Source organism: Vibrio sp. L85 (genome assembly GCF_963871815.1).
In the GTDB taxonomy this organism is placed as follows: Bacteria; Pseudomonadota; Gammaproteobacteria; order Enterobacterales; family Vibrionaceae; genus Vibrio; species Vibrio harveyi.
Genome location: NZ_CAWMYL010000234.1, coordinates 14,910 through 35,540 on the forward strand (window position 1 = coordinate 14,910; position 20,631 = coordinate 35,540).

Sequence of the window (20,631 nt, forward strand, 5' to 3'; positions counted from 1 at the left end):
TCTCAGGAGTAAGTAATGGAACTAATGGTTAAAGGTGCTGATGCACTAACTGTTTCCGAAACTACTTTCGGACGTGAGTTTAACGAAGCTCTTGTACACCAAGTAGTTGTTGCGTTTGCAGCAGGTGCTCGTCAAGGTACACGTGCTCAAAAAACACGTTCAGAAGTTTCTGGCGGTGGCGCTAAGCCATGGCGTCAAAAAGGTACTGGCCGTGCGCGTGCTGGTACAATCCGTAGCCCAATCTGGCGTACAGGTGGTGTTACTTTTGCTGCGAAACCACAAGATCACAGCCAAAAAGTAAACAAAAAAATGTACCGCGGTGCTATGAAGAGCATTCTTTCTGAGCTAGTTCGTCAAGAGCGTCTAATCGTTGTTGATAACTTCTCAGTTGAAGCGCCAAAGACTAAAGAGCTAGTTGCTAAGCTTAAAGAGCTTGAGCTAACTGACGCTCTAATCGTGACTAGCGAAGTAGATGAGAATCTATTCCTAGCTGCTCGTAACCTATACAAAGTTGACGCACGTGACGTTGCTGGTATCGACCCAGTTTCACTAATCGCGTTCGACAAAGTTGTAATGACTGCTGAAGCAGTTAAGCAAGTTGAGGAGATGCTAGCATGATCACTGAAGAGCGTATCCTAAAAGTTCTACGTGCTCCGCACATCTCTGAAAAAGCAACTATGGCAGCTGAGAAAGCGAACACTATCGTTTTCAAAGTAGCTAAAGATGCAACTAAAAAAGAGATCAAAGCAGCTGTAGAAAAGCTTTTTGAAGTTGAAGTTAAGTCTGTAAATACTCTTATCACTAAGGGTAAGACCAAACGTCAAGGTCTACGCCAAGGTCGCCGCAGCGACGTTAAGAAAGCGTACGTTACTTTGAAAGAAGGTCAAGATCTTGACTTTGTTGGCGGCGCGGAATAACAGGAGTAGTTAAGAATGGCTATTGTTAAATGTAAGCCGACTTCCCCTGGTCGTCGTCACGTTGTTAAAGTTGTTAACGCTGACCTACACAAGGGCAAGCCATACGCACCACTTCTAGAGAAAAACTCTAAGAACGGTGGTCGTAACAACAACGGTCGTATCACAGTACGTCACATCGGCGGTGGTCACAAGCACCACTACCGTGTAGTTGACTTCAAACGTACTAAAGACGGTATCCCAGCGACAGTTGAGCGTCTAGAATACGATCCAAACCGTAGCGCAAACATTGCTCTAGTTCTTTACAAAGACGGTGAGCGTCGCTACATCCTAGCACCTAAAGGTGTTCAAGCTGGTGATGTTATCCAATCTGGTGTTGATGCACCGATTAAAGCTGGTAACACTCTACCAATGCGTAACATCCCAGTAGGTTCAACTGTACACAACGTTGAACTAAAACCTGGTAAAGGTGGTCAGCTAGCTCGTTCGGCTGGTGCTTACGCTCAAATCGTTGCTCGCGACGGTGCGTACGTAACTATCCGTCTACGTTCTGGCGAAATGCGCAAAGTTCTTTCTGAAGGCCGTGCAACAATCGGTGAAGTTGGTAACTCTGAGCACATGCTACGTGAACTTGGTAAAGCTGGTGCTTCACGCTGGCGCGGCGTACGTCCAACCGTACGTGGTGTAGTAATGAACCCGGTTGATCACCCACACGGTGGTGGTGAAGGTCGTACTTCTGGTGGCCGTCATCCAGTATCTCCTTGGGGTATGCCAACTAAAGGCTTCAAGACTCGTAAGAACAAACGCACTGACAAGTACATCGTACGTCGTCGTAACAAGTAATCTATATAAAGAGGAATCGCCATGCCACGTTCTCTCAAGAAAGGTCCATTTATTGACCTACACTTGCTGAAGAAGGTAGAGAAAGCGGTGGAAAGCGGAGACAAAAAGCCACTTAAGACTTGGTCCCGTCGTTCAATGATCATCCCATCGATGATCGGTTTGACCATCGCTGTCCATAATGGTCGTCAGCACGTACCTGTTTTCGTAACCGAAGAAATGATCGGTCACAAACTAGGTGAATTCGCACCAACACGTACTTACCGCGGTCACGCTGCGGATAAGAAAGCTAAGAAGCGTTAAGGAGTAAATAATGGAAGCTATTGCTAAACATAACTTTGCTCGCATTTCGCCTCAGAAAGCTCGCTTAGTTGCGGATCTAATTCGTGGTAAATCTGTTGACCAAGCTCTAGAAATTCTAACGTTCAGCAACAAAAAAGCTGCTGCTCTAGTTAAGAAAGTTCTAGAGTCTGCTATCGCTAACGCGGAGCACAACGAAGGTGCAGATATTGACGATCTGAATGTCGCAAAAATCTTTGTAGATGAAGGCCCAACCATGAAGCGTATTATGCCTCGTGCTAAAGGTCGTGCGGATCGTATCTTGAAGCGTTCAAGCCACATCACTGTTGTTGTAGCAGATCGCTAGAGACTAGGAGAGTAAGCAATGGGTCAAAAAGTACATCCTAATGGTATTCGTCTTGGCATCGTTAAGCCTTGGAATGCTACATGGTTTGCTAACACCAAAGATTTCGCTGACAACCTAGACGGCGACTTCAAGGTACGTCAGTTCCTAACTAAGGAACTACAAAAAGCGTCTCTTTCACGCATCGTTATCGAGCGTCCTGCTAAGAGCATCCGTGTGACTATTCACACTGCTCGTCCAGGCGTTGTAATCGGTAAGAAAGGTGAAGACGTTGAGAAACTACGCGCAGCTGTAGCAAAAATTGCAGGTGTACCAGCGCAAATTAACATCGCTGAAGTACGTAAGCCTGAACTTGATGCACAACTTGTTGGTGACAGCATCGCGTCTCAACTAGAGCGTCGTGTTATGTTCCGTCGTGCTATGAAGCGCGCGGTACAAAACGCAATGCGTCTAGGTGCTAAAGGCATCAAAGTAGAAGTAAGCGGTCGTCTAGGCGGCGCTGAAATCGCACGTTCTGAGTGGTACCGTGAAGGTCGTGTACCTCTACACACTCTACGTGCAGACATTGATTACGCAACTTCTTCGGCTCACACTCAATACGGTGTGATCGGCATTAAAACTTGGATCTTCAAAGGTGAGATCCTAGGTGGTATGCCAGCAGCTAACGCTGTAGAGCCTAAAGGCGACAAGCCTAAGAAGCAGCGTAAAGGCCGTAAGTAAGGAGTCGACAGATGCTACAACCTAAACGTACTAAGTTCCGTAAGGTTCAGACAGGTCGTAACCGTGGTCTAGCTAAAGGTACTGATGTAAGCTTCGGCGAATTCGGTCTTAAAGCTGTTGGCCGTGGTCGTCTAACTGCTCGTCAAATTGAAGCGGCACGTCGTGCAATGACACGTCACGTTAAGCGTCAAGGTAAAATCTGGATCCGTGTGTTCCCAGACAAACCAATCACAGAAAAACCACTTGAAGTTCGTCAAGGTAAGGGTAAAGGTAACGTTGAGTACTGGGTAGCCCAAATCCAACCTGGTAAGGTTATGTACGAAATGGGTGGTGTACCTGAAGAATTGGCTCGTGAAGCGTTCCGCCTAGCGGCTCGTAAACTGCCATTCAAAACTACATTTGTAACTAAGCAGGTGATGTGATGAAAGCACAAGATCTACGCGAGAAAAGCGTTGAAGAGCTTAACGCTGAGCTATTGAATTTGCTACGTGAACAGTTCAACTTGCGCATGCAAGCTGCAACTGGTCAGCTACAGCAAACTCATACTCTGAAAGCTGTACGCCGTGATATCGCACGTGTGAAAACTGTTTTGACTGAGAAGGCAGGCGCATAATGAGCGAAGTAAAACGTACTCAACAAGGTCGTGTTGTTAGCGACAAGATGGACAAGTCTATCGTAGTTGCTATCGAGCGCATGGTTAAACACCCAATTTACGGTAAATTCGTAAAGCGCACGACTAAAGTACACGCACACGACGAGAACAACGAATGTGGCCTAGGCGACAAAGTTGAAATCGCAGAGTGTCGTCCACTGTCTAAGACTAAGTCTTGGACTTTGGTTAAAGTTGTAGAAAAGGCGAAGATGTAATCTTCCCCAATCTATGATTGACAAACGGCTCCAAAAATTATTTTTGGAGCCGTTTATTTTTTGACTACCCAATCACAAAAAAGGGTGGTACAATTCGCGTCCCTTTTAAAGAGGCAGCCCGACCCGAGAGGGTCTAGTTTTTTTATTATTTAGCGGAGCACTAACATGATCCAAATGCAAAGTATGCTGGACGCAGCTGATAACTCAGGCGCACGCAGCGTAATGTGTATTAAGGTTCTGGGTGGCTCTCACCGCCGTTATGCACATATCGGTGACGTTATCAAAGTTACTGTTAAGGAAGCAATTCCTCGCGGTAAAGTTAAAAAAGGTGACGTTCTGAAGGCGGTGGTAGTGCGCACCCGTAAAGGCGTACGTCGTCCTGACGGTTCTGTCATTCGCTTCGACCGAAATGCTTGTGTATTGTTGAACGACAACACTGAGCAACCAATCGGTACACGTATCTTTGGTCCTGTGACACGCGAACTTCGTGGCGATAAGTTCATGAAGATCGTTTCACTGGCTCCAGAAGTTCTGTAAGGAGCACGTAGAAATGGCAGCTAAAATCCGTCGTAATGACGAAGTAATCGTTCTTGCTGGTAAAGACAAAGGCAAGAAAGGTAAAGTAACTAAGGTCCTAGCAACTGGTAAAGTTATCGTTGAAGGTATCAACCTTGTTAAGAAACACCAGAAACCTGTTCCTGCACTAGGTATCCAAGGCGGTATCGTAGAGCAAGAAGCAGCAATCGACGTTTCTAACGTGGCGATCTTTAACGCAGCTACTGGTAAAGCTGACCGTATCGGTTTCCGTTTTGAAGATGGTAAGAAAGTTCGTTTCTTTAAGTCTAACAACGAAATCGTTTCTAACTAATAGAAGTAATTTGGAGTTCTACTATGGCGAAACTGCATGATTACTACAAGTCGTCTGTAGTCGCTGAACTGACCAAACAGTTTAGCTACACAAGCGTCATGCAAGTCCCTAGAATCGAGAAAATCACCCTAAACATGGGTGTTGGTGAAGCAATCAACGATAAGAAACTGCTAGAAAACGCAGCTGCTGATATGGCAACGATCTCTGGTCAAAAGCCACTTATCACTAAAGCTCGTAAATCTGTTGCAGGTTTCAAAATCCGTGAAGGCTACCCTATCGGTTGTAAAGTAACCTTGCGTGGCGAACGTATGTGGGATTTTCTTGAGCGTCTAATTTCGATCGCTCTTCCACGAGTACGTGACTTCCGTGGTGTTAGCGCTAAGTCTTTTGACGGTCGCGGTAACTACAGCATGGGCGTTCGCGAGCAAATCATCTTCCCGGAAATCGACTTTGATAAAGTTGATCGAGTACGCGGTCTAGACATCACTATTACGACGTCTGCTGGTACTGATGAGGAAGGCCGTGCTCTGCTGGCTGCCTTTAACTTCCCATTCCGTAAGTAAGGTGAAGGGTTACTGTTATGGCTAAAAATTCAATGAAAGCACGTGAAGCAAAACGTGCGAAGCTAGTAGCTAAGTTCGCTGAAAAGCGTGCAGCGCTAAAAGCTATCATCAGCGATGTAAACGCATCTGAAGAAGATCGTTGGAATGCGGTTCTTACACTGCAATCTCTTCCACGTGATTCAAGTGCATCACGTCAGCGCAACCGTTGTAACCAAACTGGTCGTCCACACGGTTACCTACGTAAGTTCGGTCTAAGCCGTATTAAGGTTCGTGAAGCTTGCATGAAAGGCGAGATTCCGGGTCTTCGTAAGGCTAGCTGGTAATTGCCACTTAATCATTTGGAGTAAATCATATGAGCATGCAAGATCCGATTTCGGATATGCTGACCCGTGTTCGTAACGGTCAGGCAGCAAACAAAGTTGCTGTTAAAATGCCTTCTTCAAAGCTTAAAGTTGCAATCGCTGCACTACTAAAAGCTGAAGGTTACATCGTTGACTTCGCTGTTGAAGGCGAAGCAAAACCTGAGCTAGAAGTTACTCTTAAGTACTTCCAAGCTAAACCAGTAATCGAGCAACTTAAACGTGTTTCTCGTCCAGGTCTACGTGTTTACAAGAAGAAAGATCAACTTCCTTCTGTAATGGGTGGTCTTGGTATTGCTATCGTTTCTACTTCCAAGGGTCTTATGTCAGACCGCGCTGCACGTAAAGCAGGTCTTGGTGGTGAAATCATCTGCTACGTAGCTTAATAGGAGTAGAATATGTCTCGTGTTGCTAAAGCACCTGTCGCTATTCCAGCTGGCGTAGAGGTGAAACTAAACGGCCAAGAAATCACTGTAAAAGGTGCTAAGGGCGAACTATCTCGCGTTCTTAACAACGCTGTAGTAATCGCTCAGGAAGAAAACAACCTAACTTTCGGTCCTAAAGAAGGTGTTGCTAACGCATGGGCACAAGCTGGTACAGCTCGCGCTCTAGTTAACAACATGGTTGTTGGTGTTACTGAAGGCTTTACTAAGAAGCTAACTCTTAAAGGTGTTGGTTACCGTGCTGCTATCAAAGGCAACGCTGTAGGTCTAACACTAGGCTTCTCTCACCCAGTTGAGCACGAGTTGCCAGCGGGTATTAAAGCTGAATGTCCAAGCCAAACTGAAATCATCATCACTGGTTGTGATAAGCAACTAGTTGGTCAAGTTGCGGCTGACATTCGTTCTTACCGTCAACCTGAGCCTTACAAAGGTAAAGGTGTTCGTTACGCAGATGAAAATGTGCGTACTAAAGAAGCTAAGAAGAAGTAAGGTAACACTATGGATAAGAAAGCATCTCGCATCCGTCGTGCTACACGTGCACGTCGTAAGATTGCAGAACTGGGTGCGACTCGCCTAGTTGTACACCGTACTCCTCGTCACGTGTACGCACAGGTTATCGCGGCTAATGGCTCTGAGGTTATCGCAGCAGCTTCTACTGTAGAAAAAGCGATCCGTGAGCAAGTGAAATACACTGGTAACGTTGATGCAGCTAAAGCAGTAGGTAAAGCTGTTGCTGAGCGCGCTCTTGAAAAAGGCGTAACTGCAGTTGCATTTGATCGTTCTGGTTTCCAATACCACGGTCGAGTAGCGGCGCTAGCAGAATCTGCTCGCGAAGCTGGTCTGAAATTCTAAGGTAGGGTTGGAAGATGGCTAAAGAACAACAAGTTCAAGCGAATGATTTGCAAGAAAAGCTAATCGCAGTTAACCGTGTTTCTAAAACGGTTAAAGGCGGTCGAATCATGAGCTTCACTGCACTAACAGTAGTTGGTGACGGTAACGGTCGTGTAGGTTTCGGTTACGGCAAAGCTCGTGAAGTACCTGCAGCGATTCAAAAAGCAATGGAAAAAGCGCGTCGTAACATGACTACTATCGCGCTAAACGAAGGCACTCTTCACCACCCAGTGAAAGGTCGCCATTCGGGCTCTAAAGTTTACATGCAGCCTGCTGCAGAAGGTACTGGTGTTATCGCAGGTGGTGCGATGCGTGCAGTACTAGAAGTTGCTGGTGTACACAACGTACTATCTAAAGCATACGGTTCTACGAACCCTATCAACATCGTTCGTGCAACGATCGATGCACTAGGTAGCATGAAGTCGCCAGAAATGGTTGCTGCTAAACGTGGTCTAACTGTTGAAGCTATTTCGGAGTAAGAACACCATGGCAACTATTAAAGTAACTCAAACTAAAAGCTCAATTGGCCGCCTACCAAAGCACAAAGCTACTTTGCGTGGTCTAGGTCTTCGTAAAATCAACCATACAGTAGAACTTGAAGATACTCCGTGTGTACGCGGTATGATCAACAAGGTTTTCTACATGGTTAAAGTTGAGGAGTAATCAGAATGCGTTTGAATACTCTTGCACCGGCTGCTGGCTCTAAGCACGCTCCTAAGCGTGTAGGTCGTGGTATCGGTTCTGGCCTAGGTAAAACTGGTGGCCGTGGTCACAAAGGTCAAAAATCACGTTCTGGCGGTAAAGTTCGTCCAGGTTTCGAAGGCGGTCAAATGCCTCTGAAACAACGTCTACCAAAATTCGGTTTCACTTCTCGTAAGAGCCTAGTGTCTGCTGAAGTTCGTCTAGCTGAGCTAGCGAAAGTTTCTGGTGACGTGGTTGATCTAAACAGCCTTAAAGCTGCTAACATCATCACTAAGAACATCGAATTTGTAAAAGTTGTTCTTTCTGGTGAGATTAACAAAGCAGTGACTGTTAAAGGTCTACGTGTGACTAAAGGCGCTAAAGCTGCAATCGAAGCTGCAGGCGGTAAAATCGAGGAATAATCTCGAGGAACGAGGTACAGATGGCTAAGAAACCAGGACAAGATTTTCGTAGTGCTCAGAGCGGCTTAAGTGAACTAAAGTCGCGCTTGTTATTCGTAATTGGTGCACTTTTAGTATTCCGAGCCGGCTCTTTTGTGCCGATTCCTGGTATTGACGCTGCTGTACTTGCCGATTTGTTCGAACAGCAAAAAGGTACCATCGTTGAAATGTTTAACATGTTCTCCGGTGGTGCTCTTGAGCGTGCATCTATATTAGCGTTGGGCATCATGCCGTATATTTCGGCTTCTATTGTTGTCCAATTGCTAACTGTAGTTCATCCAGCGTTAGCGGAACTCAAAAAAGAGGGTGAAGCAGGCCGTCGTAAGATCAGCCAATATACACGCTACGGCACGCTTGTACTTGCAACATTCCAAGCTATTGGTATTGCAACAGGCTTACCAAACATGGTCGATAATCTGGTTGTTATGAACCAAACCATGTTTACGCTAATTGCTACCGTAAGTTTAGTAACTGGTACCATGTTCCTAATGTGGTTAGGTGAACAAATTACAGAGCGAGGAATCGGTAATGGTATTTCCATTCTGATTTTTGCAGGTATTGTTGCTGGATTGCCTTCTGCAATCGGTCAAACAATCGAGCAAGCGCGTCAAGGTGAATTGCATGTACTTCTTCTGTTGCTAATCGCGGTATTAGCTTTTGCAGTAATTTACTTCGTTGTTTTCATGGAACGTGGTCAACGCCGAATCGTCGTTAACTACGCTAAGCGTCAACAAGGTCGTAAAGTATTTGCTGCGCAAAGCTCGCACTTGCCACTTAAAATTAATATGGCGGGTGTTATTCCAGCGATTTTTGCATCAAGTATTATCCTGTTCCCAGGAACACTGGCTCAGTGGTTTGGTCAGAACGGTGAGAGCAGCGCGTTCGGTTGGTTAACTGACGTGTCTTTGGCTCTTAGCCCAGGTCAACCGCTGTATGTAATGCTTTATGCAGCAGCGATTATTTTCTTCTGTTTCTTCTACACGGCGTTGGTATTCAACCCGCGTGAAACAGCAGATAACTTGAAGAAGTCCGGTGCATTCGTACCCGGTATCCGCCCAGGTGAGCAGACAGCTAAGTACATTGATAAAGTGATGACACGTTTAACCCTAGCGGGTGCACTGTACATTACCTTTATCTGTCTGATTCCCGAGTTCATGATGGTCGCGTGGAACGTACGTTTCTACTTCGGCGGTACATCACTACTTATCGTAGTAGTTGTTATCATGGACTTTATGGCACAGGTACAGACTCATCTGATGTCTCAACAGTATGATTCTGTGTTGAAGAAAGCGAATCTGAAAGGCTACGGTCGTTAATTCGACGGTAGACTCAGTTTCAATTACGGAGTTTAGCAATGAAAGTTCGTGCTTCCGTTAAAAAAATCTGCCGTAACTGTAAAGTAATCAAGCGCAACGGTGTTGTTCGCGTGATTTGCAGTGAGCCAAAGCACAAACAGCGCCAAGGCTAATTAGCAGAAATTTTTACTTGAAAATGAAGGTTAGGTCGAGTATATTCCTCGGCCTACCTTTTGCGTGCAAAAGAAGTAGTACTCCGCAGCGTATCCATAACGGGCTTTGCTGCGGCTAATTCTTTTATAGAAACACTTAGGAGTGAATAATGGCCCGTATAGCAGGCATTAACATTCCTGATCAGAAACACGCTGTAATCGCTCTAACGGCGATCTACGGCATCGGTAAAACTCGCTCTCAAGCTATCCTAGCTGAAGTGGGTATTGCTGAAGATGTTAAGATCAGTGAACTAACTGAAGAGCAGATCGATCAACTGCGTGATGGTGTAGCTAAGTACACTGTAGAAGGTGATCTACGTCGTGAAGTATCTATGAACATCAAGCGTCTTATGGACCTTGGCTGTTACCGTGGTCTTCGTCATCGTCGCAGTCTACCACTACGTGGACAGCGTACTAAAACCAACGCTCGCACCCGTAAGGGTCCGCGTAAGCCGATCAAGAAATAATCGGGAAGGTAGAGTACAATGGCTAAACAACCAACTCGCGCTCGTAAGCGCGTACGCAAGCAAGTTGCAGATGGCGTTGCGCACATCCATGCTTCTTTCAATAACACAATCGTAACCATTACTGACCGTCAAGGTAACGCTCTAGCTTGGGCTACTGCAGGTGGTTCTGGTTTCCGTGGTTCTCGTAAGTCTACTCCGTTCGCTGCACAGGTTGCTGCTGAGCGTTGTGCTGAAATGGCTAAAGAATACGGTCTAAAGAACTTGGAAGTTATGGTTAAGGGTCCTGGTCCAGGTCGTGAATCTACTGTTCGCGCTCTGAACGCAGCTGGTTTCCGCATCACAAACATCGTTGATGCTACACCAATCCCTCATAACGGTTGTCGTCCACCTAAGAAACGTCGCGTATAACGTTTTTTAGATTACTGGAGAAAGATCATGGCAAGATATTTGGGTCCTAAGCTGAAGCTTAGCCGTCGTGAAGGCACTGACTTATTCCTTAAGTCTGGTGTTCGCGCGATCGATACCAAGTGTAAAATTGATAACGCACCAGGTGTACACGGCGCTCGTCGCGGTCGTCTATCTGAGTATGGCGTTCAGCTTCGTGAGAAGCAAAAAGTTCGTCGTATGTACGGCGTTCTAGAAAAACAATTCCGTAACTACTACAAAGAAGCTGCGCGTCTTAAAGGCAACACAGGTGAAAACCTACTTCAGCTTCTTGAAGGTCGTCTTGATAACGTAGTTTACCGCATGGGCTTTGGCGCAACTCGCGCAGAAGCACGTCAGCTAGTTAGCCACAAAGCTATCCTAGTTAACGGTAAAGTTGTAAACGTTCCTTCTTTCAAAGTAGCGGCTAATGACGTTGTTTCTATCCGCGAGAAAGCTAAACAGCAAGCTCGTATCAAAGCAGCTCTAGAAGTTGCTGAACAACGTGAAAAACCAACTTGGATTGAAGTAGATGGTGGCAAGATGGAAGGTACATTCAAGCGTATGCCTGAGCGTTCTGATCTATCAGCTGACATCAACGAACAATTGATCGTCGAGCTTTACTCTAAGTAAGGTTTAAACTAAAGAGAGGACACAATGCAGGGTTCTGTAACAGAATTTCTTAAGCCACGTCTAGTTGACATCGAACAAATCAGCTCGACTCACGCAAAAGTAACTCTTGAGCCATTAGAGCGTGGCTTTGGTCATACTCTAGGTAATGCACTTCGCCGCATTCTTCTATCTTCTATGCCTGGTTGTGCAGTGACAGAAGTAGAAATCGAAGGCGTACTTCATGAGTACAGCACTAAAGAAGGCGTACAAGAAGATATTCTTGAAATCCTTCTAAACCTTAAAGGTTTGGCAGTGCGCGTAGCTGAAGGCAAAGATGAAGTGTTCATTACTTTGAACAAATCAGGCTCGGGCCCTGTGGTTGCAGGTGACATCACCCATGACGGTGATGTAGAGATCGCTAACCCTGAACACGTTATTTGTCACCTAACGGATGACAACGCTGAGATCGCAATGCGTATCAAAGTTGAACGTGGTCGTGGTTATGTTCCAGCTTCTGCGCGTATCCATAACGAAGAAGACGAGCGTCCAATCGGTCGCCTACTAGTAGATGCTACTTACAGCCCAGTAGACAAAATTGCCTACGCTGTAGAAGCAGCTCGTGTAGAACAGCGCACTGATCTAGACAAGCTTGTTATCGATATGGAAACAAACGGTACTCTAGAACCTGAGGAAGCAATCCGTCGTGCAGCTACTATCCTAGCTGAACAATTGGATGCGTTCGTAGATCTTCGTGATGTACGTGTACCTGAGGAGAAGGAAGAGAAGCCAGAATTCGATCCGATCCTACTGCGTCCTGTAGACGATCTTGAACTAACAGTTCGCTCTGCTAACTGTCTGAAAGCAGAAGCGATTCACTACATCGGTGATCTAGTACAACGTACTGAGGTTGAGCTACTTAAAACGCCTAACCTCGGTAAAAAATCTCTTACTGAGATTAAAGACGTACTTGCGTCACGTGGTCTGTCTCTGGGCATGCGCCTAGAAAACTGGCCACCTGCATCAATCGCTGAAGATTAATCGATACTAGTTAGAAGGATTAGGTCATGCGCCATCGTAAGAGTGGTCGTCAACTCAACCGCAACAGCTCACATCGTAAAGCGATGTTCAGCAACATGGCTAGCTCTCTAGTACGTCATGAAGTTATCAAGACTACTTTGCCAAAAGCAAAAGAGCTACGTCGCGTAGTTGAGCCTTTGATTACACTAGCTAAGACTGACAGTGTTGCTAACCGTCGTCTAGCATTTGCACGTACTCGTGACAACGAAGTAGTTGCAAAACTGTTTAACGAACTAGGTCCACGTTTTGCTGCTCGTCAGGGCGGTTACACTCGTATCCTAAAAGCTGGCTTCCGTGCTGGTGATAAAGCTCCAATGGCTTACATTGAGCTTGTAGATCGCCCAGCTGCTGAAGAAGCTGCTGAGTAATCTCAGTTCGTAAGAACAAAAAAAGCCGAGCATTAGCTCGGCTTTTTTGTATCTGTCGTATTTGAAAGCGAAACAAATTGAGTTTTCCGTCTCCCCTCTCAAACTAATCTTTGATAATCGAATCTTTAGTCTTAATTTATGTTTAGGCGAAACTTCTTAGCTGCCTGAACTCCACAATCCACTTAGTGACTTGAGTAAGCCCTCGCTTGCCCCTTGGTCGCCTAAATAGCCCAGTATCACCGGCGCAAATTGACTGATCATTGAAGGGTCTAACCCCAATTTGTCAAAAGTGCTTTGTACCGCGCTTAAACTTTCGATATTACCTAGCAAGCTTTGTGCGCCATCCAAACTCGACATCCCTGGGATCAGAGATTTTAGTTCACTGCTATTTTGATCTGACAGTTGGCTTTGTGCCAAAGCTAATAATGCACTTGTGCCGCCAGCGGCTTGTTCAGTCGAAACTGGTAATTGGCTCGTTAGTAAATCTGTGATTGGAGAGGACTCCGCATTCATACCTTGGCTAACCATGTCCATTAAACCTTCTTGGTTATCTTTGTCGGTCACGGCATCAAGAAAAGCGTGAGCTGTACTAATATTCATTGACAGCAGAGCTAAGGTGAGGAGTGTTTTACGCATAATACCTCCATGTGGCTTGCGATTATTATTGTTTGTTTACTTCTTGAGATTACTGAGACGTAAGGTTATTGAGCTCAAGTCTGTTTATTCTAGACAAAAAAAGCGGCGCTAGTGTGCGCCGCTTCGAATTTGCTATTGAGAATGGTCTCAATTATAGGATGTCTAGTAGTTCTACTTCGAATACTAGAGCTGCAAATGGAGGGATTGCAGCACCTGCGCCACGCTCACCGTATGCTAGGTCTTGTGGGATGTATAGTTTCCACTTAGAGCCAACAGGCATTAGTTGAAGAGCTTCAACCCAGCCTTTGATTACGCCAGTTACTGGGAACTCAGCAGGTTGACCGCGAGATACAGAGCTGTCGAATACAGTGCCGTCAGTTAGCTCACCGTGGTAGTGAACACGTACTTGAGACGCCGCTGTTGGGATTTCACCAGTACCTTCAGTGATGATTTCGTACTGAAGACCAGACTCAAGAACGTTTACTTCTGGACGTAGAGCGTTATCTTTTAGGAACGCTTCGCCGTCAGCTGCTGCTGCTTTAGCTGCTTCTTGACGAGCTGCTTCTGCACGAGTGTGTAGCTCTTGAAGCGCGTTGTTGATCTCATCGATTTCGATAGATGGCATGTCACCAGTTAGTGCCGTTGCAATACCAGCAGCGATAGCGTCAACGCTAAGACCTTCTAGACCAGAACCAGCTAGTTGCTGACCCATTTGCAGACCAATACCGTAGCTAGCTTTCTGTTCTGCAGTTTCAAATTTAATTTCAGACATGAATGTCGCTCTTGTTAGGAGTGATAAAGGCACAGGATATCAGGTTCGAGCCTCGGTTTAAATGATTGAGCTCGAATGTCGCATTCTGGAGCAGAGGGTGTGACTTATCTCTTACTCCAAGTGAAATTTCTGCTAATTTACGCCAAATTACATTTTACTTTGGCGAAAAACATATACTCTCCGCGCTGGTATTTTTATACTGAGATTAGAAGCATTAAGGGACTCATCAGAATGAATCGTCGCAGAAAGAAAAAGCAGCAAGTCGACCACGTCGAATTGATGAAACAAAAGTTCGCTGCTATCGATTGGAAGCAGCCGTTTAGCAAAGAGAAGTGGCAGGAGAGGATCGAGCCTGTCACTCAGTTTTGGCACCGTCTTCCAAAACTACATCAACGTGCACTAATGGTATTGGTGCCTGTGGTGTTGGTGCTTCTGATCATTCCAGTGCCAAAAGATACTGAAGCACTTATCGATGATACTCAAGTTGAGAATCAACGTATTGCCATTCAATTGAATGCACAAAGCTTGAGTGAGCAGCGTTCTGCACAAAACTCAGAACCAAAGTCTGAGCAATGGAAAGAGTACACGGTAAAGAACGGCGATACACTGGCCCAAGTATTCCGCAGTAATCAACTGCCAATGGCGGACTTAAACGCCCTAGTTAAAATTGAAGGTAGCGACAAGCCTTTAAGTCGAATCAAGCAAGGTCAATTGGTGCGCTTCAAGCTCGCTGACGATGGCAAATTAGATATGCTTCAACTTGAGAAAAGTGGTGAGTCGGTGATGTTCTTCCGTTTATCTGACGGGACATTCGGACGTAATAAATAACGTTCACTAGCAAGCATTCTAAAGGCGCGATGATTCGCGTCTTTTTTATGTCTGTCAGCTTACTTGCTGCTGGAACTCAATCTTGTGCCTGTTGATTGGCAAGTTGTCTTCTCTTATTCCATGGTAAGAGCGGTAATACGATCATCAGGATCCCTATTGCAGTCAGCCAATCTGGAATCTCGTCAAACCACCATATCCCAAAGAGTGTTACGAACACTAAGCCAGAGTATTCTGCTAAAGCAATTTCTCCGGCTGGAGCTTTTTGATATGCCATTACTGCCAAGCCGTTATAGCTTAAGATGCACACTGCACTTGCGACAACTAGTGTCAGTTCTTGCCAACTAATCGGCTGCCAATAAAACCAAGCCATTATCGCCGATATAGGCAGCGAGAACAGCGTGGTCCACCAAAGTGTGGTGACGACAGACTGTTCACTGGGTAGCTTTCTTACCAATATATTAAACATCGCCAGTGTGGTCGCCGTGCCGAGTGCAAATAGTGCAGCCCAATGAAAATGATCCGGCCTGAGCACCACTAAGACACCAAGGAACCCGAAGCAAGTGAGCAAGATTTTACTTAGTGGAGGATGCTCTTTGAGGAACAATATCGACAGCGGCAACATTAAAATCGGCGCTGCGTAAAAAACCGCGTTTGCAGTTGCCAGAGGGAGGTGAGTCACCGCAACCATCATACATCCGCTACCAATTAATATTAGATGCGCTCGCAACAAGGTAATAGGTGCTTGCTTTAGGCTACGTTTATCCGGTTGTTGTCTGAGATAGAAAGGTAGGATGAGCAGCAGTGAAGCCAACTGGCGCACAAACATATATTGGAACGGGCTAATGCCGCCTTCAATCAGTTTAACGGCGACATCGGAGAGTGACGCCGCCAAGTTGCCGATAACCAGTAATAGTAACGCCAGATGATGGGGTGACATTTAGCTTACTCGGCGCATATCCACATGAGGGATACCATCCTCAAGGTAGCTTTCGGAAATAACTTCAAAACCATGACTCGCATAGAAAGCCATCAGGTGTTCCTGTGCGCCGATATCTATCGTTTTACCTGCCCAAAGCTGTTGGCAATGTTGCAGGGCTTGCTCAAGCAGTTCATGTCCAAGACCACCACCACGAGCGCTTTGCTTGGTTACTACACGACCAATACTGACATTGTCGTAGGTGGTACCTGCAGGCAATAGGCGAGCACAGGCAACCAGTTCATCTCCTTTGTAACCTAATAGGTGAAAAACGCCTTCCAGTGTATCTTTTCCATCTAGCTCTGGATAAGGACAGGTTTGCTCCACCACAAAGACATCAACGCGCAAGCGCAGCATCTCGTAGAGTTGTGTCGTCGTCAGTTGAGAGAAAGGTAGGGCAGTCCAGTTGATCATTTTCAATATCCATTAATGAGCGAATGCAGCTGACTTTACGTCGTTTTCTGCTATTACTCATTAACAATGGTTAATTTTCACTGGTCTTCGTGACAAATCTGGCGATAATGTGCCCTCTTTTTCATCCCACCTGAGGATATTTCCCTGTGAGCAAACAAACTTTTGACCAAGTAGGGCTTAATCCAGCGCTACTAGAGACGCTTGAATCATTGAACTACACCCATATGACGCCAATTCAAGCGTTGAGCTTACCTGCGATTTTGAATCAGCGTGATGTGATTGGTCAGGGCAAAACAGGCTCAGGTAAAACCGCGGCATTTGGTCTGGGCGTATTGTCCAACCTAAACGTGAAGCGCTTCCGTGTACAATCTTTGGTGTTGTGCCCAACGCGTGAACTGGCTGATCAGGTGGCGAAAGAGATCCGTACGTTAGGTCGTGGTATTCACAACATTAAAGTACTGACATTGTGTGGTGGTATGCCAATGGGACCGCAAATCGGTTCACTAGAGCATGGCGCGCATATTCTGGTAGGTACGCCCGGTCGTATCCTTGATCACCTAGAGAAAGGTCGCATTAACCTAGAAGAGCTAAACACGCTGGTTCTAGATGAAGCAGACCGCATGCTGGAAATGGGCTTCCAAGACGCACTCGATGCGATCATTGATGCAGCACCGAAGCAACGTCAAACACTGCTATTCAGTGCGACTTTCCCAGAGAAGATCGAACAGATTGCTCAACGTATTATGCAATCGCCAGAGATGATCAAAGTAGAATCGACACATGATACGTCGAGCATCGCGCAATACTTTTACAACGTTGAAGGTTCAGAAGCGCGCGATGAAGCTCTGGCAAACCTACTACTGACGCACCAGCCAGAGTCAGCAGTAGTGTTCTGTAATACCAAGAAAGAAGTACAGAATGTGGCAGATGAACTGCATCACAAAGGCTTCAGTGTGGTGGACCTTCATGGCGATCTAGAACAACGTGAACGCGACCAAGCTCTGGTACAGTTTGCCAACAAGAGTGTGTCTATCCTTGTTGCAACAGACGTGGCGGCGCGTGGTTTAGACGTCGACAACCTTGATGCAGTATTTAACTTCGAACTGTCTCGTGACCCTGAAGTACACGTTCACCGTATTGGTCGTACTGGTCGTGCGGGCAGCAAAGGTCTGGCGTTCAGCTTCTTTGGTGAGAAAGATGGTCTACGTGTAGCTCGTATTGAAGAGTACCTAGATATGGATGTGGTACCAGCAACACTGCCAGCGAAATCAACTCAGCAGCCATACCAAGCGAAGATGGTGACGATTAATATCGATGGCGGTAAGAAACAGAAAGTACGTGCGGGTGACATCCTTGGCTGTTTGACTGGTAAAAATGGTATCACGGGTGCACAAGTGGGTAAGATCCAGTTAATGGCGATGCGCTCTTATGTCGCGGTAGAGAAATCTGTGGCGAAGAAAGCACTGCAAACTATCAGTAACGGTAAGATGAAAGGTCGTCAATTCCGTGCTCGTATTCTGAAGTAAGCAGAACCTCATTTAATGCAAAGGCGCTCGACATTGAGCGCCTTTGTTTTTTCCAGCCTACCTGATCTTATTCATTGCCTTTCTTTAAGCGCGACTTAATTCGGCTAAGACTGATCGCGGTAATCCCCAAGTAAGCGGCAATCTGGCTATCGGTAATGCGCTGTTCTAAGTCTGGATAGTGTTGACAAAACAGTTGGTAACGTTCTTCTGGTGAGTAAAGCAACATAAAACGTTCTTTGTTTTCTTTATGCATCAGTTGCGCTTCGAGCAGCTTTAAGTAGATAGGATGCTTTTCTTCACGCCACTGATGTAGCACTTCAACCGGTAAGCAAAACAGATGACAAGGTGTCAGCGTTTCCAATAAATACGGCGAAGGCTGATTTTTGATAAGCCCTTCAAAGCCAATCACCCAATCTTTTTCCCAGTAGAACTCTTTACTGAATTCCTTCCCTTTGTCGGTCAGATAACTGGCGTGGCACAATCCCTCTAATACAAAGTAGATGTGCGAGCTGAACTCACCTTGGTGATTGAGAATATGGCGCGTTGGCAGTTCAAGCTGTTGCCCATGTTCAATAAGCTGATTTGCCTCATTTTCGAGGAAGCCATGATTGATTAAGTCTGAAAAAAGATCGCTGTGCATGTGATAACTCAGAAACGGTTTTTCTCATTCTAACGTTTTTTACTGATAACAAAAAAGCGGCTCATGAGAGCCGCTTGAAATCATTGTCAAGTATACCCAAGTCATTCTCGCAGAACCTAGCATCTCGAGGTTACTTGGGCATACCCCTTATTTATTCAGGTCGATTTGGTAAATCGCGAAACCAACTTCGTCAGTTGCGACACGTTTCATCGGGTATTGCCCTTTCTCTTTGATGAACTGCGCAGCTTTATCACTTGGTGAGGTTTCAAAGCGAACATCAAGTTTGTTATCCGATTTGATTGGCGCGAAAGACCAGTTGTTATCTGCACTTGGTGTTACTTCACCTTGCTCTTTACTGATGCGAGAGATGTAAGCAGCAACTACTGAGCGGTTCTCATCTGGAGAATCAAATGCGATGAAATCCGGACCAGTGCCTGGGAAAGTCGCGCTGTAAGCACGGTAGTTGTTGGTTGCAATGATGAAGTCTTGCTTCGGATCCACCGGTTTTCCGTTATAAGTCAGGTTCACGATACGTTGTGAGTCTGGGTTGATCACGTTACAACTTGCATCGTACTTCGGTGGTTGAGTGACATCGATTTGGTAGTTCACACCATCAATCACGTCGAAGTTATAAGTGCGGAAGTTATCCCAATTCAACAAAGACTGAGGTTTGGTGCTGTTGACATCAATCTGGTTGAACTGACCCGCGCTACACTCTAGCCATTCGTGAACTTCTTTGCCTTTAACCTTCATTGCTACCAGCGTATTCGGGTATAAGTAAAGATCCGCGGCATTACGGAAAGTCAGCTGGCCGGACTCTACTTCCGTGAAGCCATTTGGATCGTCTTTACGTCCGCCCACTTTAAATGGTGCAGCTGCGCTTAGTACTGGAATGTCTGCAAGATTTGGGTCGCCTTGGATAAAGCGTTCCACGTAATCTTTTTGAGCAAGGTTTACGATTTGAATCGTTGGATCATCTTGTACAAGTGCTAGGAAGCTGTACATCACATCATTTGCTTTACCGATTGGCTGATTGACGAATTCACGTGTGCCTTTGTGGTCATCAACAAGTGCATCCACGATGCCTTTATCGGCTTCCGCCAACGACTTTTTGTTGGCTTTGTCGAAGATAGGGCGAGCTTCAGATTGACCCTCAACAACTTGCCATTTGCCGTCTTTTTCTTTCAGCATCAAGTCCATTACGCCAACGTGGCTACCCCAGCGACCTGGCATGACTGCGGTTACGCCATTAATTGTGCCTTTTGCGTTGTCGACGCCTTGTAGCTTGGCAAAGTCTTTACCTGGGAACACGGCGTGAGAGTGACCAAATGCAATCGCATCAATGCCTTCAACTTCTGTGAGATAGTAAACCGAGTTTTCAGCGCCGAGCTTGTATGGGTCAGTCGAAATGCCCGAGTGTGGAATCGCCACAATTACGTCAGCACCTTCTTTCTTCATCTGAGGAACCAACTTTTTCGCAGTCTCAGTGATGTCTTCAGCGAAAACTTTACCTTCTAGGTTTTTCTTATCCCACACCATGATTTGCGGTGGTACGAAGCCGATGTAGCCCACTTTGATTTCGTGGCTTTGACCGTCGGTGTCTTTAAACGTGTGCGTTTTAATGAGATAAGGTTTGAAGTAGTGCTCACCTGTCTTCTTGTCGAAAACGTTAGCACTAACATAAGGGAAGTTCGCACCGTCGATAGAGTTTTTCAGGAACTCAAGACCGTAGTTGAATTCATGGTTACCAATGTTACCTACATCGTAATCCAACTGGTTCATCGCTTTGTATACCGGGTGGATTTCGCCAGCGTTAATCCCTTTCGCTGCCATGTAATCGCCCATCGGGCTGCCTTGAATCAAGTCGCCATTGTCGACCAATACACTGTTTACAGCTTCTTCACGAGCTTGCTTAACCAGTGTCGCCGCACGGCTAAGACCGATTTGTTGAGAGGGCTGATCTTTGTAGTAGTCGTAATCCATCACATTGGTGTGAATATCGGTGGTTTCGATAATACGTAGCTTAATAGTGTCCGCCATTGCTGGACCTGCAAGCGTCAACATACCGCTTAAAACTGCGACGGATACGGGATTAACTGCCATTTTCATGAGGTGCTCCAATTAAATGGGATAGA

Annotated in this window: 34 protein-coding genes; 28 read left to right on the forward strand and 6 right to left on the reverse strand. The window is 45.9% G+C overall.

Annotated features, from left to right (window positions below):
* Nucleotides 1-15 precede the first annotated feature (15 nt).
* The 26 genes from rplD to rplQ all read left to right on the forward strand — a co-directional run bounded on the left by rplD (nucleotide 16) and on the right by rplQ (nucleotide 12,704).
* Nucleotides 16-618 (forward strand): 50S ribosomal protein L4, encoded by a 603-nt coding sequence (gene rplD / locus AACR11_RS21330; RefSeq protein ID WP_005435074.1) that lies wholly within the window; start codon nucleotides 16-18, stop codon nucleotides 616-618.
* Nucleotides 615-917: a 50S ribosomal protein L23 gene (gene rplW, locus AACR11_RS21335; protein WP_004398471.1), complete on the forward strand. Its 303-nt coding sequence runs from the start codon at nucleotides 615-617 to the stop codon at nucleotides 915-917. The genes rplD and rplW overlap by 4 nt, the downstream gene beginning before the upstream one ends.
* A gap of 15 nt (nucleotides 918-932) precedes the next feature.
* Nucleotides 933-1,757: a 50S ribosomal protein L2 gene (rplB, locus tag AACR11_RS21340; RefSeq protein ID WP_005450574.1), complete on the forward strand. Its 825-nt coding sequence runs from the start codon at nucleotides 933-935 to the stop codon at nucleotides 1,755-1,757.
* A 21-nt stretch (nucleotides 1,758-1,778) separates the two neighbouring features.
* A complete protein-coding gene (rpsS, locus tag AACR11_RS21345; RefSeq protein WP_005431614.1) occupies nucleotides 1,779-2,057 on the forward strand; it encodes a 30S ribosomal protein S19 in 279 nt (92 codons plus the stop codon).
* Nucleotides 2,058-2,067: 10 nt separating this feature from the next.
* Nucleotides 2,068-2,400: a 50S ribosomal protein L22 gene (gene rplV / locus AACR11_RS21350; protein WP_005383164.1), complete on the forward strand. Its 333-nt coding sequence runs from the start codon at nucleotides 2,068-2,070 to the stop codon at nucleotides 2,398-2,400.
* An 18-nt stretch (nucleotides 2,401-2,418) separates the two neighbouring features.
* Complete coding sequence (gene rpsC / locus AACR11_RS21355) at nucleotides 2,419-3,117, forward strand: 30S ribosomal protein S3 (RefSeq protein WP_005435080.1); 699 nt, start codon at nucleotides 2,419-2,421, stop codon at nucleotides 3,115-3,117.
* Between the two features lie 11 nt (nucleotides 3,118-3,128).
* Nucleotides 3,129-3,539, forward strand: a complete 411-nt coding sequence (gene rplP / locus AACR11_RS21360) for a 50S ribosomal protein L16 (protein ID WP_005379577.1) — start codon at nucleotides 3,129-3,131, stop codon at nucleotides 3,537-3,539.
* Entirely contained in the window at nucleotides 3,539-3,730 is a 192-nt protein-coding gene (rpmC, locus tag AACR11_RS21365; RefSeq protein ID WP_004410456.1) for a 50S ribosomal protein L29, read from the forward strand. Before rplP ends, rpmC begins: the two co-directional genes overlap by 1 nt.
* A complete protein-coding gene (gene rpsQ / locus AACR11_RS21370) occupies nucleotides 3,730-3,984 on the forward strand; it encodes a 30S ribosomal protein S17 (protein ID WP_005450571.1) in 255 nt (84 codons plus the stop codon). Before rpmC ends, rpsQ begins: the two co-directional genes overlap by 1 nt.
* Nucleotides 3,985-4,149: 165 nt before the next feature.
* Entirely contained in the window at nucleotides 4,150-4,521 is a 372-nt protein-coding gene (gene rplN, locus AACR11_RS21375; RefSeq protein WP_004410450.1) for a 50S ribosomal protein L14, read from the forward strand.
* A 13-nt stretch (nucleotides 4,522-4,534) separates the two neighbouring features.
* The gene (gene rplX, locus AACR11_RS21380) at nucleotides 4,535-4,852 is read left to right on the forward strand and encodes a 50S ribosomal protein L24 (RefSeq protein WP_005435084.1); all 318 of its coding nucleotides are present in this window, start codon (nucleotides 4,535-4,537) and stop codon (nucleotides 4,850-4,852) included.
* Between the two features lie 23 nt (nucleotides 4,853-4,875).
* Complete coding sequence (gene rplE, locus AACR11_RS21385; protein ID WP_005450569.1) at nucleotides 4,876-5,415, forward strand: 50S ribosomal protein L5; 540 nt, start codon at nucleotides 4,876-4,878, stop codon at nucleotides 5,413-5,415.
* Between the two features lie 17 nt (nucleotides 5,416-5,432).
* On the forward strand, nucleotides 5,433-5,738 hold the full coding sequence (rpsN, locus tag AACR11_RS21390) for a 30S ribosomal protein S14 (RefSeq protein ID WP_004410442.1): 306 nt from the start codon (nucleotides 5,433-5,435) through the stop codon (nucleotides 5,736-5,738).
* Between the two features lie 29 nt (nucleotides 5,739-5,767).
* Entirely contained in the window at nucleotides 5,768-6,160 is a 393-nt protein-coding gene (gene rpsH / locus AACR11_RS21395) for a 30S ribosomal protein S8 (protein ID WP_005450567.1), read from the forward strand.
* Nucleotides 6,161-6,172: 12 nt separating this feature from the next.
* Nucleotides 6,173-6,706: a 50S ribosomal protein L6 gene (rplF, locus tag AACR11_RS21400; protein ID WP_005450565.1), complete on the forward strand. Its 534-nt coding sequence runs from the start codon at nucleotides 6,173-6,175 to the stop codon at nucleotides 6,704-6,706.
* Between the two features lie 9 nt (nucleotides 6,707-6,715).
* The gene (gene rplR / locus AACR11_RS21405; protein ID WP_005435088.1) at nucleotides 6,716-7,069 is read left to right on the forward strand and encodes a 50S ribosomal protein L18; all 354 of its coding nucleotides are present in this window, start codon (nucleotides 6,716-6,718) and stop codon (nucleotides 7,067-7,069) included.
* A gap of 14 nt (nucleotides 7,070-7,083) precedes the next feature.
* Nucleotides 7,084-7,587, forward strand: coding sequence for a 30S ribosomal protein S5 (rpsE, locus tag AACR11_RS21410; RefSeq protein ID WP_005435090.1), 504 nt, complete (start codon nucleotides 7,084-7,086; stop codon nucleotides 7,585-7,587).
* A gap of 7 nt (nucleotides 7,588-7,594) precedes the next feature.
* Nucleotides 7,595-7,771, forward strand: a complete 177-nt coding sequence (gene rpmD / locus AACR11_RS21415) for a 50S ribosomal protein L30 (RefSeq protein ID WP_005450564.1) — start codon at nucleotides 7,595-7,597, stop codon at nucleotides 7,769-7,771.
* A gap of 5 nt (nucleotides 7,772-7,776) precedes the next feature.
* On the forward strand, nucleotides 7,777-8,211 hold the full coding sequence (rplO, locus tag AACR11_RS21420; protein WP_005450562.1) for a 50S ribosomal protein L15: 435 nt from the start codon (nucleotides 7,777-7,779) through the stop codon (nucleotides 8,209-8,211).
* A gap of 20 nt (nucleotides 8,212-8,231) precedes the next feature.
* The gene (gene secY, locus AACR11_RS21425; protein ID WP_005435093.1) at nucleotides 8,232-9,566 is read left to right on the forward strand and encodes a preprotein translocase subunit SecY; all 1,335 of its coding nucleotides are present in this window, start codon (nucleotides 8,232-8,234) and stop codon (nucleotides 9,564-9,566) included.
* A 38-nt stretch (nucleotides 9,567-9,604) separates the two neighbouring features.
* Nucleotides 9,605-9,718 carry a 50S ribosomal protein L36 gene (rpmJ, locus tag AACR11_RS21430; protein ID WP_000868186.1) on the forward strand — a complete coding sequence of 38 codons (114 nt, stop codon included), beginning with the start codon at nucleotides 9,605-9,607 and terminating at the stop codon, nucleotides 9,716-9,718.
* A 149-nt stretch (nucleotides 9,719-9,867) separates the two neighbouring features.
* Nucleotides 9,868-10,224, forward strand: coding sequence for a 30S ribosomal protein S13 (gene rpsM, locus AACR11_RS21435; RefSeq protein ID WP_005450559.1), 357 nt, complete (start codon nucleotides 9,868-9,870; stop codon nucleotides 10,222-10,224).
* 18 nt (nucleotides 10,225-10,242) lie between these two features.
* On the forward strand, nucleotides 10,243-10,632 hold the full coding sequence (rpsK, locus tag AACR11_RS21440) for a 30S ribosomal protein S11 (RefSeq protein ID WP_001118870.1): 390 nt from the start codon (nucleotides 10,243-10,245) through the stop codon (nucleotides 10,630-10,632).
* Between the two features lie 27 nt (nucleotides 10,633-10,659).
* Nucleotides 10,660-11,280 carry a 30S ribosomal protein S4 gene (gene rpsD, locus AACR11_RS21445; protein WP_005383146.1) on the forward strand — a complete coding sequence of 207 codons (621 nt, stop codon included), beginning with the start codon at nucleotides 10,660-10,662 and terminating at the stop codon, nucleotides 11,278-11,280.
* Between the two features lie 24 nt (nucleotides 11,281-11,304).
* Nucleotides 11,305-12,297 carry a DNA-directed RNA polymerase subunit alpha gene (locus AACR11_RS21450; RefSeq protein WP_005383143.1) on the forward strand — a complete coding sequence of 331 codons (993 nt, stop codon included), beginning with the start codon at nucleotides 11,305-11,307 and terminating at the stop codon, nucleotides 12,295-12,297.
* A gap of 26 nt (nucleotides 12,298-12,323) precedes the next feature.
* A complete protein-coding gene (rplQ, locus tag AACR11_RS21455; RefSeq protein ID WP_005383141.1) occupies nucleotides 12,324-12,704 on the forward strand; it encodes a 50S ribosomal protein L17 in 381 nt (126 codons plus the stop codon).
* A 156-nt stretch (nucleotides 12,705-12,860) separates the two neighbouring features.
* Here rplQ and AACR11_RS21460 read toward each other — a convergent pair whose 3' ends face one another.
* Both AACR11_RS21460 and AACR11_RS21465 read right to left on the reverse strand, forming a co-directional pair.
* Nucleotides 12,861-13,340 carry a DUF2780 domain-containing protein gene (locus AACR11_RS21460; protein ID WP_029788848.1) on the reverse strand — a complete coding sequence of 160 codons (480 nt, stop codon included), beginning with the start codon at nucleotides 13,338-13,340 and terminating at the stop codon, nucleotides 12,861-12,863.
* Between the two features lie 151 nt (nucleotides 13,341-13,491).
* The gene (locus tag AACR11_RS21465) at nucleotides 13,492-14,112 is read right to left on the reverse strand and encodes an FKBP-type peptidyl-prolyl cis-trans isomerase (protein WP_005450553.1); all 621 of its coding nucleotides are present in this window, start codon (nucleotides 14,110-14,112) and stop codon (nucleotides 13,492-13,494) included.
* A gap of 231 nt (nucleotides 14,113-14,343) precedes the next feature.
* On the opposite strand from AACR11_RS21465, the gene AACR11_RS21470 reads away from it, so the two are divergent.
* Complete coding sequence (locus tag AACR11_RS21470) at nucleotides 14,344-14,940, forward strand: LysM-like peptidoglycan-binding domain-containing protein (RefSeq protein WP_029788847.1); 597 nt, start codon at nucleotides 14,344-14,346, stop codon at nucleotides 14,938-14,940.
* A 76-nt stretch (nucleotides 14,941-15,016) separates the two neighbouring features.
* On the opposite strand, the gene AACR11_RS21475 is transcribed toward AACR11_RS21470, so the two are convergent.
* Nucleotides 15,017-15,877, reverse strand: a complete 861-nt coding sequence (locus AACR11_RS21475; protein WP_029788846.1) for a DMT family transporter — start codon at nucleotides 15,875-15,877, stop codon at nucleotides 15,017-15,019.
* Nucleotides 15,878-16,330, reverse strand: a complete 453-nt coding sequence (locus tag AACR11_RS21480; RefSeq protein ID WP_005450547.1) for a GNAT family N-acetyltransferase — start codon at nucleotides 16,328-16,330, stop codon at nucleotides 15,878-15,880.
* A 146-nt stretch (nucleotides 16,331-16,476) separates the two neighbouring features.
* Between AACR11_RS21480 and dbpA the strand changes: the two genes are divergently transcribed.
* Nucleotides 16,477-17,856, forward strand: a complete 1,380-nt coding sequence (gene dbpA / locus AACR11_RS21485; protein ID WP_005430562.1) for an ATP-dependent RNA helicase DbpA — start codon at nucleotides 16,477-16,479, stop codon at nucleotides 17,854-17,856.
* Nucleotides 17,857-17,923: 67 nt separating this feature from the next.
* Here dbpA and AACR11_RS21490 read toward each other — a convergent pair whose 3' ends face one another.
* Both AACR11_RS21490 and cpdB read right to left on the reverse strand, forming a co-directional pair.
* Nucleotides 17,924-18,496 (reverse strand): Crp/Fnr family transcriptional regulator, encoded by a 573-nt coding sequence (locus AACR11_RS21490; RefSeq protein ID WP_009698873.1) that lies wholly within the window; start codon nucleotides 18,494-18,496, stop codon nucleotides 17,924-17,926.
* Nucleotides 18,497-18,643: 147 nt separating this feature from the next.
* Entirely contained in the window at nucleotides 18,644-20,605 is a 1,962-nt protein-coding gene (gene cpdB, locus AACR11_RS21495; protein WP_029788845.1) for a 2',3'-cyclic-nucleotide 2'-phosphodiesterase, read from the reverse strand.
* Nucleotides 20,606-20,631: the final 26 nt, after the last annotated feature.